This window comes from Burkholderia sp. BCC0044 (assembly GCF_902832955.1).
In the GTDB taxonomy this organism is placed as follows: Bacteria; Pseudomonadota; Gammaproteobacteria; order Burkholderiales; family Burkholderiaceae; genus Burkholderia.
In genome coordinates, this window is sequence record NZ_CADFDO010000003.1 from 1,120,914 (window position 1) to 1,136,062 (window position 15,149).

Below are 15,149 nucleotides of genomic sequence, written 5' to 3' on the forward strand. Positions count from 1 at the left end.
ACGGAGGGGTGACGCGGCGCGTCGTCGATCGATCGTTGCCGTGCGGGCGGATTACGCTTGCCGCGGCGTGTCGGTGGGCGGCGTGCCGTCGTGGAACAGCGATTTCAGCTGCGTGCGCAGTTCGGCGCTGTCGGTGTGCTGGTGCACCGAGACCGCGTGTTGCACGGCGGCCTCCAGCAATTCGTTGTCGGAGTCGGCGGAAATCGCGACCGAGCAATTCATCGCGCTGGGAAACTCGCGGCAATCGATATAGCGGCGGGACATGATGTTCTCCTCACATGAAAGGGAACGGCCGGACCTGGATGATCGGCCGCGCGGCGCGTTCGCGAGGCCGATGGAAAAAGTATAGGCGGCGCGGCCGACTTTCTCGTCGCGGTGCTTATTGCGCCGGCAGTGCCGATCACCCGCGCGCCAGCTCACGCCAGCCAGCCGCGTTACGGCAATGGCGCGAGCAGCCGGCGCGCCGCTTCGACGACCCGTGCGGACAGCGACGCCATCGTCGGCGACTGCACGGTCCATGCGTGCCAGTACAGCGTGACGTCGGTCGGATGCGCGGGCGCGAGATCGACGAGCCCTTGCGCATCGAGCGGCGCGGTGCCGATCAGCGGCTCCGGCACCATCGCGTAGCCGAGCCCGTGCCGCACCGCCGCGAAGTGCGAATGGGTGCCCGGCACGTAGTGGCACGGGTACGCGCCTTCGGGTAGCCCGAACTTCTCCTTCAGGAACGACGATTGCAGCGTGTCGCGCCGCGAATATGCGACGACGGGCGCGCGGCGCGCGCTCGTGCGGTTCAGCCCGCGCGGAAACCAGCGCGCCGCGAATGCGGCGGCCGCGAGCAGCCGATAGCGCATCGTGCCGAGCGGCGTCGCGATGCAGCCGCGCATCGGCTTCGGCTCGGTCGTCACGCAGCCGACCGCCATCCCGCTTTCGAGCAGCGCGAACGTGTGATCCTGATCCTCGACGATCAGCTCGAACAGGATCCGCTCGCCCGCGAGCACCGACGTCAGCGCGGGCAGGAACCACGTGCCGAGGCTGTCGGAGTTGAGTGCGATCGTGACCGAGATCGGCGATTCGCGCTCGGCCGCGAGCGTGCTCTGCAGATCGGCCTGCAGCAGCGCGACGCGGCGCAGGTGCTGCAGCACGCGCTGCCCGGCCACCGTCGGGCGGCACGGCCGCGTGCGCAGCACGAGCGGCGTGCCGAGGCTCGCTTCCAGCGCACGGACCCGCTGCGTGACGGCGGACGCGGTCACGTGCAGGCGCACGGCGGCCTGCTCGAAGCTGCCGGTGTCGGCGACGGCCAGCAGCGCGGCGGCCTGCTTCGGATCGATCGTCATCGACATGTCGGTGCAATTCCTGTGATCGGAGACGAGAACAGGCGGTAGTGTAAGGCAGCGTGCGCAGCCGTCCCGGCGCGGCGCATCGTCCCGCCATGCGCGATTCGTCGTCGGAATCGGTCGCCGCGTATGGGATCCGCGGCGGCGCGGGCATTTTCATCTACGCTGTATGAATGGGCGAAACGCGGCGGACGCGATGCCGCTCGCGCGGCGGCGATGTCGTCATGCCGACGCCGGTGCCCGACGACGCCATGCAGCACGCCGATCCGACTACACCCCACTGAAGAACCCGCGACGGAGCCACCGAGCAATGATCTTCCGGCAACTTTTCGACCCGCAATCGTCGACGTACACGTATCTGCTCGCCGACAGCGCCTCGCGCGAAGCGCTGCTGATCGATCCCGTGTTCGAGCAGGTGCGCCGCGACGCGGCGCTGCTCGACGAACTCGGGCTGCGGCTCGTCGCGACCGTCGACACGCACGTGCATGCCGATCACGTGACGGGTGCGTGGCTGCTGAAGCAGCACACGGGCAGCGCGATCGCGATCTCGGCCGCGAGCGGCGCGCAGGGCGCGGACCGCTACCTGAACGACGGCGACCGCTGCGCGTTCGGCGCGCGCTACCTGACCGTGCGCGCGACGCCCGGCCACACGAGCGGCTGCATCAGCCTCGTGCTCGACGACGAATCGATGGCGTTCACCGGCGATTGCCTGCTGATCCGCGGCACCGGCCGCACCGACTTCCAGCAGGGCGACCCGCGCGCGCTGTATCGCGCGGTGCACGGCCGGCTCTTCACGCTGCCGGCCGCGTGCCTGCTGTATCCGGCGCACGACTATCGCGGGCTCACGGTGACGAGCGTCGGCGAGGAGCGGCGCTTCAACCCGCGCCTCGGCGGCGATCTCAGCGAAGACGATTTCGCCGGCTACATGCGCAACCTCGGGCTCGCGCATCCGCGCCAGATCGACGTCGCGGTGCCGGCGAACCTGCAGTGCGGCGTCGCCGCGAACGCGCCCGACGCGCAGGCGGCCGCCGACTGGGCGCCGCTCGTCTATACGTTCGCCGGCTTCTGGGAAATCGATCCGCAATGGCTGGAGGATCATCTGCCGGCCGTGCAGGTCGTCGACGTGCGCGAACCGGACGAATTCGCGGGCCCGCTCGGCCATCTGCCCGGCGCGACGCCGATCCCGCTCGGCGAACTGGCCGCGCGCACCGGCGAGATCGCGCGCGACCGGCCGGTCGTGACCGTGTGCCGGGCCGGCGGGCGCTCCGCGCAGGCCACCGTGATCCTGAAGAAGGCCGGCTTCGACGCGGTCGCGAATCTCGGCGGCGGGATGCTGCGCTGGCGCGCCGAAGGGCGCGTCGTGATGGACGGCCGGTCGTAGCGGCCCCGGCAGTCCCTCGAAAAAAAATGTCGGACCGATGTCGAAACGGCCGGGCGCCGTTCGTCGTCAAGGTATCCGATCACGTGGCGCCGCACGGCGTGGCGCCGAAACCCAGAGAGACCTCGCGATGATGCCGACGCTTTACGCCCATCCCTTTTCGTCCTACTGCCAGAAGGTGCTGACCGCGCTGTACGAGAACGGCACGCCGTTCGAGTATCGCGTGCTCGCGCACGACGATCCGAAGCCGATGCAGGAACTGACCGCGCTGTGGCCGCTGAAGCGCTTCCCGGTGCTCGTCGATGCGGGCCGCACGGTGATCGAGGCGTCGATCATCATCGAGTATCTCGGCCTGACCCATCCGGGCCCCGTGCGCCTGCTGCCCGACGATCCGCGCGCCGCGCTCGAGGTGCGGACGATGGACCGCTTCTTCGACAACTACGTGGCGACGCCGCAGCAGAAGGTCGTGTTCGATGCGCTGCGGCCGGAAGCCGAGCGCGATGCGCGCGGGGTGGCCGATGCGCGTGCGATGCTCGACACGTCGTATGCGTGGCTCGACAAGACGATGGCCGATCGCGAATGGGCGGCCGGCGATCGTTTCAGCCTCGCCGATTGTGGCGCGGCGCCGTTCCTGTTCTATGCGGACTGGACGCACCGGATCGATCCGGCATTCGCGAACGTGATCGCGTACCGCCAGCGTCTGCTCGCGCGGCCGTCGTTTGCGCGCGCGGTCGACGAGGCGCGGCCATATCGTTCGTTCTTTCCGCTCGGCGCGCCCGATCGCGACTGACGGGCGCGGCCGTCGCACGGCGCGCCGCTGCCGCGCATGGCCGGCAGCGCGCGCCGGGGCGACGGAACGACAGCAGCAGCATCGCGCAGGCGCCCGTCACATCGTGCGGGTGGCCGACTGCGCGAGCGTCAGCAGTTCGTCGAACTGCGTGATCAACTCGAAGCACAGCAGGAACGCGAGCGTATAGGCCGGCGCGGGGAAGCGCCGGATCATCTCCAGCACCTGCGGCGCGAAGCGCGAGCGGATCGCGTCGCGCGTCAGCAGCCACGCGATCGCGATGCCGATCGCCGCGCCCGCGATCAGGTCGGTCGGATAGTGAAAGCCGAGATACGCGCGCGGCAGGCAGATGAACACGACGGAATACAGCAGCGCGACGATGCCGACGCGGCGCGCGATGATGAAGATGCCGGTCGCGATCGCCATCCACAGCATCGCGTGATCGCTCGGAAACGAACTCCAGGTCTGCAGTGTCGCCGCGCGCAGTCCGGCCGACGGAAAGTGCAGGTGCAGATCGGGGTTGTAGATCGGCCGCACGCGGAACGGCAGCACCTGCGCGAGCACGCGGCCGACGGCGAGCGCGACGAGCCCGCTCGCGACGGTGGCGACCACCAGCTCGCGTTGCCGCTCGCGGTTCGGGCCGGGCTGGAACCACAGCCAGCACAGCACCGGAACGAGCACGAAGCCCTTGAACGTGTAGAGGCCCGCGACCACGCGGATCGCGTGATTCATCAACGGGCCGAACGTCACGTGAGTGAGGAAGATCTGGATCGTGGTGTCGAAGTTATTCATGTCCTGTGCGACCCGGGCGGCCGCGCAGCGCATCACAGGCGGCGGGCTGGATCGAAAAGCGCGCTCGCACGGAGCGCAATGGGGGGCAAGTATGTCACCCGTTATTTCGAAGAAAATGCGAAAAAATACCGGGATTCCCCTGATAAAGCGGGGCTTGGTGGTGGGGCCGGATGGGAGCGCGCCGTGCCGCGCGGGAAGGCCGAATCGTCCGACGTTTGCGTGCGGGCATGCACGGACGCCGGAAAAATATTTGGGTGAACTGGACAATTCGGCAGGCCGGTGCGGACCTTGCGCCGGATGAATGATTGCCGTGCTGGCGCGGCGCGAATCTGCCGGGCGGCGCAGCGTCATGCGCGCCGGTCAAAAATAAAAAAAACGGGCAAGCCTCATGGGCTTGCCCGCCGACGTGACGCGATGCCCGACCTCAGTTGCGCCACATCCGCACGACGAGCGCGGCCAGCGACGACGCGACGGCCAGCGCGGTCACCGCATTCCAGCCCAGTTGCGCGAGCAACGAACTGCCGATCGCGGCGCCGGCCGCCATCCCGATGAACATGCCGACGAACAGCACCGCGTTCAGGCGGCTGCGCGACGCGGGATCGATCCGGTAGACGATCGACTGGTGCGCGATCAGCGTGGCCTGCACGCCGAGATCGAAGCCGATCGTCGCGACCGCGAGCAGCACGAGCTGCGCATGCGGCGACATCAGCGGCGCGGCGGCCATCGACGCGAACGACAGCGTCGCGATGCCGATCCCGATCCGCGTGACGCGCTCGGGGCCGTGATGGTCGGCCAGGCGGCCGGCGATCGGCGCGGCGAGCGCACCGGCGGCGCCCGCGAGGCCGAAGGCGCCGGCGGCCGCGCTGCCGAGATGGAACGGCGCGCCGTGCAGCATCACCGCGAGCGTCGACCAGAACGCGCTGAACCCGACGGCCAGCAGCCCCTGCGCGAGGGCGGCGCGGCGCAGTGCTGAATGCGCGCGCCACAGCGCGCCGAGCGAGCCGATCAGCGCGCGATACGGCAGCCGCGTGGTCGGCTCGAAGCGCGGCAACCCGCGCGCGGCCACGACGCCGATCGCGGCGACGCTCGCGGCCGCGAGCGCGAACATCGCGCGCCAGCCGGCCGTCTCGGCGACGAACCCGGCCACGACGCGCGACAGCAGGATGCCGAGCAGCAACCCCGTCATCACCGTCCCGACGATGCGGCCGCGATGCGTGTCGTGCGCGAGCGTCGCGGCGGCGGGCACGACGTCCTGCGCCATCGTCGCGGCGAGGCCGATCGCGAAGCTCGCCGCGAGCAGCAGCCCGAGCGACGGCGCGATCGACGCGAGCAGCAGCGCGACGACCAGCGCGGCGGCCTTGGTCACGATCACGCGGCGCCGGTCGAAGCGGTCGCCGAGCGGCGCGAGCAGCAGGATGCCGAGCGCATAGCCGAGCTGCGTGAGCGTCGGCACGAAGCCGATCGCCCGCGCCGACGCGCCGAGATCGGGCGCGAGCGCGCCAAGCATCGGCTGCGCGTAGTAGAGCGGGGCGACGCCGAGGCCCGCGGCGGCCGCGAGCAGCAGCACGAGCCGGCGATCGGGCATCGAATGAACGGCCGCGGCCGGACGGGCCGGGGCATGCGCCGCGCGGGGCGCGGCATCGAGACGGGTCGGGGTGGACATCGCGTACATCCTCGGTTGAAGAATGGGATGGACGCGAGTGTGGCGGTACGCGGCTGGCGACGGTAGTGCCGCACGGCGCAGATTTGTTATACGCTCCACGAATGACCGAAAAATCTTCTCCTTCTCCCGCTGCTGGCGGGTCTCGGCGCGTTCAGGCGGTGCCGGTGGACGGCGCCGGCTATCGTTTCGAGCTGATGGAAACCTTCGTGCGCATAGTCGAGGCCGGCAGCCTGTCGGCGGCCGCCGTGCAGCTGCATACGACGCAGCCGACGATCAGCCGCCGGCTGCAGGCGCTGGAAAATTCGCTCGGCATGCGGCTGCTGCAACGCACGACCCATACGATGCGGCTGACCGTCGACGGCGAGCGGTGCTTCAAGCAGGCGAAGGAGTTGCTGGCGAGCTGGGCGGCATTCGAAGCCGATTTGCGCGGCGCGCAGGAGGAGCCGGACGGGCTGCTGCGCGTCGCGGTGCCGCATGCGTTCGGCCAGCAACGTTTCGTTGCGCCGCTCGCGCAGTTCCTGCGCGACTATCCGCGCGTGTCGGTCGAGTGGCTGCTGCAGGACGAGGTGCGCGATTTCGTCGGCAGCGGCATCGATTGCGCGATCCAGGTCGGCGAGCCGACCGATCCGGGCGTGGTCGCGATCCGGCTGACGAAGGTGCCGCGCTTCGTGGTCGCCGCGCCGTCCGTGCTGAACGGCGCCGACGTGCCGGCCGATCCCGACGCGCTCGCCGCGCTGCCGTGGCTCGCGTTGCGCACGTACTACCGCACCGAGCTCGCGCTGACGCATGCGGCCAGCGGCGACACGCGGCGCATCGCGATCCGCCCGCGCATCACCACCGCGAACCTGTATGCGCTGCGCAGCGCGGCGCTGCTGGGCGTCGGCGCGTGCGTCGGATCGTCATGGATGCTGGCCGACGATCTCGCGCGCGGCGATCTCGTGCACCTCGCGCCCGAATGGCAGGCCGCGCCGCTGCCCGTCTACCTGACCTATCCGCATGCGCAGTTCTATCCGTCGCGGCTCGTGCGGTTCGCCGCGATGATGCGCGAGGCCGTGCCGGCGCTCGTCGAAGGGCGCGACGGCTGAGGCGGGCGGCGCCGGGCGGCGGCTCGCCGTCAGCCGCGCCGGACGCCTTCGGGCAGCGCGCTGATGCGGCGCACTTCGGGCGAGTCGAGCCACGCGCGCGACGTCGCGCAGTCGACGAACATGTCGGTTGCGTCCTCGCCCCAGAACAGGTCGCCGTCGAGTACGAAGGTCGGCACGCCGAACACGTTCTCGGCGATCGCGCGATCCGTGTTCGCGCGCAGCGCGTCCTTGACCGGCTGGGCCTCGACGGCCGTCACGCCGTCCGGAAAGCCGACCGCTTCGCACAGCGCGGCGAAGCCTGCCGGCGTCGACACGTCCTGGCCGTCGCGCCAGATATGCCGGAAGATCCGCCGGATCGCGTCGCGCGTGCTGCCCATCGCGATCGCGAGACGCAGCGGCTTGATCGGATTGAACGGGTGCGCGGGCGGCATCCGGAACGCAATGCCGAGCTTGTCCGCGCGGTATTGCGCATGCCGATAGGTGAACACGCGTTTGGCCGCGATCTCCGCCGGCGCTTTCTGGCCCCAGTGCGCGAGCAGCGCGCCGAGCACGATCGGTCGCGGCTCGAACGCGGCGGCGGGCGGCAACCGGTCGAACTGTTCCTGTTGCAGGTAGGCGAACGGCGAAACGAAATCGAAATACCAGCTGGCGGTGCGCGCGGCGTTCATCGCGGGAGTCTCCTCGGGCGGATCCGGTTGACGGTTGCACGTTCGGTGCGTCGTCGGCGAACGGCGCGCTGCGTGCATCGGCGGCCAGTGTCGCACGCGGCCGCCTTTCGCGCTGCCGTATCGCGTGCCGCGCGCAAGCGGCTTCCTACGACCCGCCGTCCGCATCCGCCGACGACGCGAGCCGCGCGAGACTGTCGCGCACGGCCGCCGCGTCGTAGCGCGCGCCCGCGCCGCCGAGGGCGACGGTCGCCTTCTGCGCGAGCGGCAGCAGCAGTGCGAGCGCCGCCGTCATCGCCGGCGCGGGGGCGAGCCGCGATTTCGGGCCCGACACCGTCAGCGCGCCGACGCATTCGCCGGCCGCGCCGAACACGGGAACGGACGCCGATGCCGTTTCCGGGTCGCGCTCGCCGTACGACGCGGCCCACAGCTGTTCGCGCACGTCGTTCCAGCGGGCGTCGTGCGTGTCGGTGAAGGCCAGCAGCACCTTGCCCGATGCGCCCTGGCCGACCGGAAACTCCTCGCCGACGCGGATCGATACGCGCACCGCCCGCGCGGGCTCGACGCGATACAGCACGGAACGCACGTCGCCCTGGCGCACATAGAACGATGCCGTTTCCCCGAGTTCGCGGCTCAGCGTCTCGAGGAGCGGCTCGACCACCGGGCCGACGCGGAACGAACGCTGGTACAGCGCGGCGAGCCGCAACGGCTCGTGCCCGACCGCGTACTGGCCGTCGTCGAGCTTGCGCATGAAGCCGCCATGCTCGAGCGCGGCGAGCAGGCGCAGGAGCGTGCTCTTGTACAGCCCGGTGCGGCGCGACAACTCGGCGAGCGACAGCCGGTCGTCGGTCTGGCCGAACGCGCGGAGGATCGCGAACGCGCGGTCGAGCACCGCGACGCCGCTGGACGCTTCTTCCGTCGCCGGATCGGCTGCGTCGCCGGCGTGATCTGCTGGGTTCCTGGGCACGGCCTGCTTCCTTCGAATGATGGTCGGCGGACTATATCGTTCTATCTGACAGAACGCAAGTTCCAGAAAAACGCAATTTCACGGGTATACCCCGCTTATCGCCCATTCGACGCAGGCTTAAAGTTCTGTCAAACAGAACTATGTTCTTTCAGATAGAACGATGAGGTGTTCAATGAAGGTTGCTGAAAATCCAAAGGTGCTGGTCAGCGAGGTCGGCCCGCGCGACGGGCTGCAGAGCATCAAGACCGTGATGTCGACGGCCGCCAAGCTGCGCTGGATCGCCGCGCTGGCCGCGGCCGGCCTGCGCGAGATCGAGGTCGGGTCGTTCGTGCCGGCCACGCTGTTGCCGCAGATGGCCGACGTGCGCGAAGTCGTCGCGCATGCGCTTGCGATTCCCGGGCTGCACGTCGCTGCGCTCGCGCCGAACCTGCGCGGCGCCGAGGGCGCGTTCGACGCGGGCGTGCACAAGCTGACGCTGCCGGTCTCGGTAACGGAAGCGCATTCGCTGGCGAACATCCGCAAGACGCCCGCGCAGATGATCGACGAGGTGCGCGCGATCGTCGCGCTGCGCGACGCGCGCTTTCCGTCGGTGCAGATCGAGGCCGGCGTGTCGGTCGCGTTCGGTTGCACGATTGCGGGCGCGGTCTCCGACGACGAGACGATCGCGATGGCCGTCGCGATGGCCGAATGCGGGGTCGACGAGATCGGCCTGTCCGACACCAGCGGTTATGCGAATCCCGCGCAGGTGCGCCGGCTGTTCACGCGGCTGCAGCGCGAAGTCGGCGACAAGGCCGGCGGCGCGCATTTCCACAACACGCGCGGGCAGGGGCTCGCGAACGTCGTCGCGGCGCTCGACGCCGGCGTGACGACGATCGACGCGAGCCAGGGCGGCCTCGGCGGTTGCCCGTATGCGCCGGGCGCGACCGGCAACATCGTCACCGAGGATCTCGTGTTCCTGCTCGAAGCGATGGGATACGACACGGGCATCGACGTCGACGCGCTGCTCGCCGCACGCGCGATCCTGCATGCGGCGCTGCCGTCCGACGCGCTGTACGGCCACGTGCCCGACGCCGGGTTGCCGAAGGGCTTCCGCTATGCGGATGGGCGCGCGCCGTCGGCCGCGCAACCGGAAGGATGCGTGACGGGAGTCGCACGATGAACGATCGACAACAGGCTGCCGCGCTGCCGTACGCGGGCGTGCGCGTGATCGAGATGACGCACATGGTGATGGGCCCGACGTGCGGGATGCTGCTCGCGGATCTGGGCGCGGAAGTGATCAAGATCGAGCCGATCGCGGGCGACAGCACGCGGGCGCTGCGCGGTTCCGGCGCGGGCTTCTTCGGGATGTTCAACCGCAACAAGAAGAGCGTCGCGGTCGACGTGAAGGACCCGCGCGGGCTGGAGATCGTGCGGCGGCTCGTCGCGACGGCGGACGTCTTCAGCGAGAACTTCAAGAGCGGCACGATGGACCGGATCGGGCTCGGCTACCCGCAACTGGACGCGCTGAATCCGCGCCTCGTCTACGTGTCGCACAAGGGTTTCCTGCCGGGGCCGTACGAGCATCGCACCGCGCTCGACGAGGTCGTGCAGATGATGGGCGGCCTGGCCTACATGACCGGCCCCGAAGGGCGGCCGCTGCGTGCGGGCGCGAGCGTCAACGACATCATGGGCGGCATGTTCGGCGCGATCGGCGCGATGGCCGCGCTCGCGCAGCGCGAGCGCACGGGCCGCGGCCAGCAGGTGCAGAGCTCGCTGTTCGAGAACAACGTGTTCCTCGTCGCGCAGCACATGATGCAGTTCGCGGTGACGGGGCAGGCCGCGTCGCCGATGCCGAGCCGGATTTCCGCGTGGGCCGTCTACGACGTGTTCTCCGTCAAGGACGACGAACAGATTTTTCTCGCGGTCGTGTCGGACACGCAGTGGGCGCTGTTCTGCGACGCGTTCGGCCTGACCGCGCTGAAGGACGACCCGCGCCTCGCGACCAACAACCTGCGCGTGCAGGCGCGCGAATGGCTGCTGCCCGAGTTGCGTTCGCGGCTCGCGCCGTACTCGGCCGCGGAGATCGGCGCGATCTTCGAATCGACCGGCCTGCCGTATGCGCCGATCACGAAGCCGCAGGACCTGTTCGACGATCCGCATCTGCTCGCCACGGGCGGCCTCGAAGCCGTGACGCTGCCGGCCGACGCGAGCAGCGCCGGGCGGCCGGTCGACACGCGCACCGCGCTGCTGCCGCTGACGCTCGCGGGCGAGCGCCTGCGGCTGCGCTCGGCGCCGCCCGCGCTCGGCCAGGACACGTGCGCGCTGCTCGGCGAACTCGGCTACACGCCGGACGACGCGCGTGCGCTGATCGAGGCCGGCGTCGTCGCGGGGCGGTACGGCGCGGACGTCGCCGCGCACGGCGACGCGCCGGGCGGCGCGCCGTCGGCGAACGAAGTGGCGAGCGCGTAGCGCAGCCGCGATTCATCGAACGAACAAAGGCGTCCGGGCCGCGCACCGCGCGGCAGAGGAGCGCCGCATCCACGGAGACAACCATGACATCCGCTTCCCCGGCGCTGCCCGCCGATCGCGAGACCGACGTGTCGATCGAGCAACGGGCCGTGCGCAAGGCCGCGTGGCGCTTCATTCCGCTGCTCGCGCTCGCGTATTTCTTCAACTATCTGGATCGCACGAGCGTCGGATTCGCGGCGCTCACGATGAACCGCGATCTCGGGCTGACCGCGACGCAGTTCGGCTGGGGCGCGGGGATCATGTTCGCCGGCTACTGCGTGTTCGAAGTGCCGAGCAATCTCGCGCTGTACCGCTTCGGCGCGCGCCGCTGGCTCGCCCGCATCATGATCACGTGGGGGCTGATGGCCGCCGCGACCGCGCTCGCGACCGGGCCGACCAGTTTCTACGCGATCCGGCTGCTGCTCGGCATCGGGGAAGCCGGTTTCTTTCCGGGCGTGATCTTCTTCCTCGCCGTGTGGTTTCCGGCGAGCTACCGCACGCGCGTGCTCGCGTGGTTCACCGTGTCGACGCCGCTGTCGTCGCTGATCGGCGGGCCGCTGTCGACGTGGCTGCTGCAGCTCGACGGCGTGCTCGGCCTCGCCGGCTGGAAGTGGATGTTCATCGTCGAAGGGCTGCCCGCGTGCGCGCTCGGCTTCCTCGTGCTGAAGCTGCTGTCGGATTCGCCGGCGAATGCCGCGTGGCTGTCGGACGATGAGCGTGCGGCGCTGCAGCGTGCGTTCGAGCGCGACGGCGCGGCGGCCGCCGGCCGCAAGAAGCGCTTCGGCGTCGCGCTGCGCGACGTGCGCGTGTACGTGCTCGCGCTGATCTCGTTCGGTTTCACGATGGGCTCGTACGGGATCGGCATCTGGTTGCCGCAAATGCTGAAGGCGCACGGGATGTCGACGATGCAGACCGGCTGGCTCTCCGCGGTGCCGTACTTCTTCGCCACGATCGCGCTGCTGTGGTGGGCGAAGCGGGTGGACCGTCGCGGCGCCCCGGTCGCGAACCTGGCGATCGGCTTGTGTATCGGCGCGGTGGCGCTCGGCGTGTCGACCCATTTCCTGACGCTCGGGCCCGCGCTCGTCGGCATCACGCTCGCGCTGATCGGCACGATTGCCGGCCGCACGATCTTCTACACGCTGCCGTCGCGCTTCCTGTCCGGCCAGGCCGCGGCCGGCGGGCTGGCGCTGATCAATTCGATCGGCGCGCTCGGCGGCTTCGCGGGCCCCTATCTCGTCGGCTACCTGAAGGACAGCTTCGGCACCTTCACGGCCGGGATGCTCGGCCTCGCGATCGTGCTGGCGATTACGACGCTGCTCACGCTGTCGCTGTACGCGTTCGACCGGAGCGAATGACATGACCTTTTCGATCAAGCGGCGCCGGTTGATCGGCGCGGCCGCCGCCTCGCTCGCGCTGCCCGCGTTCGCCGAGACGGCAGCCAACGATGGAGTTCCCCGCATGACGCAAAGCAACTACCTCGCGGTCCGTCCCGACTGGCTCGCGTCGGCGCTCGAACCCGCGCTCGAGCCCGACCTGCCGATCGTCGATGCGCATCATCACTTCTACGAACGGCCGGGCTGGATCTACCTGCTCGACGACTATCTGCAGGACGCGCGCTCGGGCCACAACATCCAGGCATCCGTCTACATGCAGGCGCAGACGCGTTATCGCGATTCGGGCCCGGCGGAGCTGAAGCCGGTGGGCGAGACGGCCTATGTCGCCGGCGTGACCGAGCCGCTGCAGCACGGCCCCGTGGCCGTCGCGAAAGGCATCGTCGGCCACGCGGACCTGCGGCTCGGCGAACGCGTGCGCGACGTGCTGGAAGCGCATGTCGAAGCGGGGCGCGGACGGTTTCGCGGCGTGCGGCACCTGAGCACGTGGGATGCCGATCCGACGCTCGCCAATCCGCTGTCGGCGGTGCCGCGCGGGCTGCTGCTCGATCCCGCGTACCGGGCCGGCGTCGCGCAGCTCGCGCCGCTTGGCCTGTCGTACGACGCGTGGCTGTTCTTTCCGCAGTTGCCCGAATTGTTCGATCTCGCGAAAGCGAACCCCGACACGCGGATCATCGTCAACCACTGCGGCGGCGTCGTGCGGATCGGCAGCTATGCGGACAAGCGGCCGGAGGTGTTCGCGCGCTGGTCGGCGTCGATGCGCACGCTCGCGCAATTGCCGAACGTATACGTGAAGGTCGGCGGGCTCGGGATGCGCATCAACGGCTTCGATTTCGAGAAAGGCGCGAAACCGCCGTCGTCCGAACAGCTTGCCGACGCGTGGAAGCCGTGGATGATGACCTGCATCGATGCGTTCGGGCCCGGGCGCTGCATGTTCGAGAGCAATTTCCCGGTCGACAAGGGCTCGTATTCGTTCGTGAACGGCTGGAACGCGTTCAAGCGGCTGACCGCGCAGGCCGGCGCGGACGAGCGCGACGCGCTGTTCCGCGGCACGGTCACGCGCGCTTACCGGCTCGGCTGACGCGTGTGCCGCGGCGTCACCCGGCTTCCACCAGCGCCGCGAGCCGCGCCAGCGCCATCTGCCAGCCGGTCTCGTTGTCGGCGGCCGGCACGCCGGGCGGGACGCCGTCGTGCACCGCGTCCACGCGCGTGCCGCCCGCTTCGTCGGACAGCGTGATCGTGATCGTCATCGCGCCGCGCAGCATCGGGTCGTCGGTTTCGAATACATCGATCTCGACGATCCGCTCGTCGGGCACGAGCGTGACGAAGCGGCCGTGATAGGTGTCGGTGTGCACGGTGGTCTTGCCGGTGCCGGTCGACGGCGCGTCGTAGCTCAGCGACACGCGCAGCGCGCCGCCTTCGCGCGTGTCGTACGCGTGCACGCGGCAGGTCATGCCGTCGGGCACCTTCCATTGCTCGACCGCGTGCGGGTCGAGCAGCGCGCGATAGACGCGCCCGCGCGGCGCGTTCAGGTGCCGGCTGACCCGGGTCGAATGCGTGTGCGTGTGCAACATGTCGCCTCCCGCGAAGCGTGCGAGACGGTGCACGCCGGCGCCCGGCGTGTCGTCATGCTTCCTTCAGGAATCCTAGGCGCGGGTGCGGCGGCATGCAATGACCGCACGCGAAGCGGCGTTCAGCGCAGGGCGGCGGCGAAGTCGTCGAGCTGCGTGATGCAGGTGTTCCAGCCCTCGAAAAAGCCGAGCGCTTCGTGGCGCTCGCGCGTCGCGGCGTCGGGATGCATCACGCGCGCCTCGTAGCGGCTGCCCGCGTCGTCGTCGGCCATCGTGACGATCGCCGTGAAGCCCAGCCACGGCGCCTGCGGCCGCCAGCCGCCCGCGAGCATCGACGTGAACGCGATGCGCGATTCCGGCACGATGTCGAGGAAGCAGCCGGGGTTGTCGCTCGTGCCGCCGTCGGGGCCGCGCATGAACGTATGAAAGGCGCCGCCCGGCCGCAGGTCGAACGCGCGTACCTCGGTGGTCCATGGTTTCGGGCACCACCATTCCTTCAGCAGTTCCGGGTCGGTCCATGCGCGCCACAGCGCGTGGCGCGGCGCGCGCAGCGTGCGCGTGATGACGAGATCGTGGGCTTCAGCGGGTTCGACGTGGCTGGCTGACATCTTGCTCCTCCTGGTGACGGCGTTCGACGAATTCGACGAGACGATCGGATCGCGCTTCCCACTGCGCGCGCTGCGCGGCGAGCCATGCCTCGGCCTCGGTCAGCCGGCTGCCGACCAGCGCGCAGGTGCGCGAGCGGCCGGTTTTCCGGGTCTCCACGAGGCCGCTGCGCTCGAGCACGGCGACGTGCTTCATGAACGACGGCAGCGCCATGTCGAACGGCGCGGCCAGCGCGGAGACGGTCCGCTCGCCGTGGCCGAGCGCGCTGACGATCGCGCAGCGCGTCGGATCGGCGAGCGCATGGAACACGTCGCTGATGCCGGGTTGAAAGTTATCCATTTGGCTAAGTGTAGGCGATGTGCCAGCGATGCAGCGACAATTTTCGTCGCGTACGATGATGGGGCGGTAACGCGCGCCGAGCGG

General features: G+C 69.9%; 16 protein-coding genes. 7 read left to right on the plus strand and 9 right to left on the minus strand.

From position 1 onward, the window contains the following. Positions 1 to 51: 51 nt before the first annotated feature. On the minus strand, positions 52 to 264 hold the full coding sequence (locus HWX14_RS21990; RefSeq protein ID WP_175884656.1) for a DUF1059 domain-containing protein: 213 nt from the start codon (positions 262 to 264) through the stop codon (positions 52 to 54). Positions 265 to 434: 170 nt separating this feature from the next. Further along, complete coding sequence (locus tag HWX14_RS21995) at positions 435 to 1,340, minus strand: HTH-type transcriptional regulator ArgP (protein WP_175884464.1); 906 nt, start codon at positions 1,338 to 1,340, stop codon at positions 435 to 437. 304 nt (positions 1,341 to 1,644) lie between these two features. On the opposite strand from HWX14_RS21995, the gene HWX14_RS22000 reads away from it, so the two are divergent. Together HWX14_RS22000 and HWX14_RS22005 are read left to right on the plus strand one after the other, a co-directional pair. Continuing rightward, entirely contained in the window at positions 1,645 to 2,715 is a 1,071-nt protein-coding gene (locus tag HWX14_RS22000) for an MBL fold metallo-hydrolase (protein WP_175884465.1), read from the plus strand. 127 nt (positions 2,716 to 2,842) lie between these two features. Continuing rightward, positions 2,843 to 3,502, plus strand: coding sequence for a glutathione S-transferase family protein (locus tag HWX14_RS22005; protein WP_175884466.1), 660 nt, complete (start codon positions 2,843 to 2,845; stop codon positions 3,500 to 3,502). 96 nt (positions 3,503 to 3,598) lie between these two features. Here the strand turns inward: HWX14_RS22005 and HWX14_RS22010 are convergent, their stop codons facing one another. Next, positions 3,599 to 4,291, minus strand: a complete 693-nt coding sequence (locus tag HWX14_RS22010; RefSeq protein WP_175884467.1) for a phosphatase PAP2 family protein — start codon at positions 4,289 to 4,291, stop codon at positions 3,599 to 3,601. Between the two features lie 424 nt (positions 4,292 to 4,715). Further along, positions 4,716 to 5,954, minus strand: a complete 1,239-nt coding sequence (locus HWX14_RS22015; protein WP_175884468.1) for an MFS transporter — start codon at positions 5,952 to 5,954, stop codon at positions 4,716 to 4,718. Positions 5,955 to 6,055: 101 nt separating this feature from the next. Between HWX14_RS22015 and HWX14_RS22020 the strand changes: the two genes are divergently transcribed. Then, complete coding sequence (locus HWX14_RS22020; RefSeq protein ID WP_175884469.1) at positions 6,056 to 7,039, plus strand: LysR family transcriptional regulator; 984 nt, start codon at positions 6,056 to 6,058, stop codon at positions 7,037 to 7,039. Positions 7,040 to 7,068: 29 nt separating this feature from the next. On the opposite strand, the gene HWX14_RS22025 is transcribed toward HWX14_RS22020, so the two are convergent. Together HWX14_RS22025 and HWX14_RS22030 are read right to left on the minus strand one after the other, a co-directional pair. Continuing rightward, positions 7,069 to 7,707 (minus strand): 2-hydroxychromene-2-carboxylate isomerase, encoded by a 639-nt coding sequence (locus HWX14_RS22025; RefSeq protein ID WP_175884470.1) that lies wholly within the window; start codon positions 7,705 to 7,707, stop codon positions 7,069 to 7,071. 145 nt (positions 7,708 to 7,852) lie between these two features. Continuing rightward, the gene (locus tag HWX14_RS22030; protein ID WP_175884471.1) at positions 7,853 to 8,671 is read right to left on the minus strand and encodes an IclR family transcriptional regulator; all 819 of its coding nucleotides are present in this window, start codon (positions 8,669 to 8,671) and stop codon (positions 7,853 to 7,855) included. Positions 8,672 to 8,843: 172 nt separating this feature from the next. Between HWX14_RS22030 and HWX14_RS22035 the strand changes: the two genes are divergently transcribed. The 4 genes from HWX14_RS22035 (at position 8,844) to HWX14_RS22050 (ending at position 13,630) form a co-directional block, all read left to right on the plus strand. Continuing rightward, a complete protein-coding gene (locus HWX14_RS22035) occupies positions 8,844 to 9,830 on the plus strand; it encodes a hydroxymethylglutaryl-CoA lyase (protein ID WP_175884472.1) in 987 nt (328 codons plus the stop codon). After that, positions 9,827 to 11,119 carry a CaiB/BaiF CoA-transferase family protein gene (locus tag HWX14_RS22040; protein ID WP_175884473.1) on the plus strand — a complete coding sequence of 431 codons (1,293 nt, stop codon included), beginning with the start codon at positions 9,827 to 9,829 and terminating at the stop codon, positions 11,117 to 11,119. Before HWX14_RS22035 ends, HWX14_RS22040 begins: the two co-directional genes overlap by 4 nt. Before the next feature lie 83 nt (positions 11,120 to 11,202). After that, complete coding sequence (locus HWX14_RS22045; RefSeq protein WP_175884474.1) at positions 11,203 to 12,513, plus strand: MFS transporter; 1,311 nt, start codon at positions 11,203 to 11,205, stop codon at positions 12,511 to 12,513. Position 12,514: 1 nt separating this feature from the next. Further along, the gene (locus tag HWX14_RS22050; RefSeq protein WP_175884475.1) at positions 12,515 to 13,630 is read left to right on the plus strand and encodes an amidohydrolase family protein; all 1,116 of its coding nucleotides are present in this window, start codon (positions 12,515 to 12,517) and stop codon (positions 13,628 to 13,630) included. Between the two features lie 16 nt (positions 13,631 to 13,646). On the opposite strand, the gene HWX14_RS22055 is transcribed toward HWX14_RS22050, so the two are convergent. From HWX14_RS22055 to HWX14_RS22065, 3 genes are all read right to left on the minus strand, one after another. Beyond that, the gene (locus tag HWX14_RS22055) at positions 13,647 to 14,123 is read right to left on the minus strand and encodes an SRPBCC family protein (RefSeq protein WP_175884476.1); all 477 of its coding nucleotides are present in this window, start codon (positions 14,121 to 14,123) and stop codon (positions 13,647 to 13,649) included. Between the two features lie 119 nt (positions 14,124 to 14,242). Continuing rightward, complete coding sequence (locus HWX14_RS22060; protein ID WP_175884477.1) at positions 14,243 to 14,728, minus strand: SRPBCC family protein; 486 nt, start codon at positions 14,726 to 14,728, stop codon at positions 14,243 to 14,245. After that, positions 14,700 to 15,065: a metalloregulator ArsR/SmtB family transcription factor gene (locus tag HWX14_RS22065; RefSeq protein ID WP_175884478.1), complete on the minus strand. Its 366-nt coding sequence runs from the start codon at positions 15,063 to 15,065 to the stop codon at positions 14,700 to 14,702. The genes HWX14_RS22060 and HWX14_RS22065 overlap by 29 nt, the downstream gene beginning before the upstream one ends. Between the last annotated feature and the right edge of the window lie 84 nt (positions 15,066 to 15,149).

Excerpts from the sequence above, each read along its gene's own strand:
- HWX14_RS21990 (WP_175884656.1), bottom strand. The coding sequence starts at position 264 with ATGTCCCGCCGCTATATCGATTGCCGCGAGTTTCCCAGCGCGATGAAT.
- HWX14_RS21995 (WP_175884464.1), bottom strand. The coding sequence starts at position 1,340 with ATGTCGATGACGATCGATCCGAAGCAGGCCGCCGCGCTGCTGGCCGTC.
- HWX14_RS22000 (WP_175884465.1), top strand. The coding sequence starts at position 1,645 with ATGATCTTCCGGCAACTTTTCGACCCGCAATCGTCGACGTACACGTAT.
- HWX14_RS22005 (WP_175884466.1), top strand. The coding sequence starts at position 2,843 with ATGATGCCGACGCTTTACGCCCATCCCTTTTCGTCCTACTGCCAGAAG.
- HWX14_RS22010 (WP_175884467.1), bottom strand. The coding sequence starts at position 4,291 with ATGAATAACTTCGACACCACGATCCAGATCTTCCTCACTCACGTGACG.
- HWX14_RS22015 (WP_175884468.1), bottom strand. The coding sequence starts at position 5,954 with ATGTCCACCCCGACCCGTCTCGATGCCGCGCCCCGCGCGGCGCATGCC.
- HWX14_RS22020 (WP_175884469.1), top strand. The coding sequence starts at position 6,056 with ATGACCGAAAAATCTTCTCCTTCTCCCGCTGCTGGCGGGTCTCGGCGC.
- HWX14_RS22025 (WP_175884470.1), bottom strand. The coding sequence starts at position 7,707 with ATGAACGCCGCGCGCACCGCCAGCTGGTATTTCGATTTCGTTTCGCCG.
- HWX14_RS22035 (WP_175884472.1), top strand. The coding sequence starts at position 8,844 with ATGAAGGTTGCTGAAAATCCAAAGGTGCTGGTCAGCGAGGTCGGCCCG.
- HWX14_RS22040 (WP_175884473.1), top strand. The coding sequence starts at position 9,827 with ATGAACGATCGACAACAGGCTGCCGCGCTGCCGTACGCGGGCGTGCGC.
- HWX14_RS22045 (WP_175884474.1), top strand. The coding sequence starts at position 11,203 with ATGACATCCGCTTCCCCGGCGCTGCCCGCCGATCGCGAGACCGACGTG.
- HWX14_RS22050 (WP_175884475.1), top strand. The coding sequence starts at position 12,515 with ATGACCTTTTCGATCAAGCGGCGCCGGTTGATCGGCGCGGCCGCCGCC.
- HWX14_RS22055 (WP_175884476.1), bottom strand. The coding sequence starts at position 14,123 with ATGTTGCACACGCACACGCATTCGACCCGGGTCAGCCGGCACCTGAAC.
- HWX14_RS22060 (WP_175884477.1), bottom strand. The coding sequence starts at position 14,728 with ATGTCAGCCAGCCACGTCGAACCCGCTGAAGCCCACGATCTCGTCATC.
- HWX14_RS22065 (WP_175884478.1), bottom strand. The coding sequence starts at position 15,065 with ATGGATAACTTTCAACCCGGCATCAGCGACGTGTTCCATGCGCTCGCC.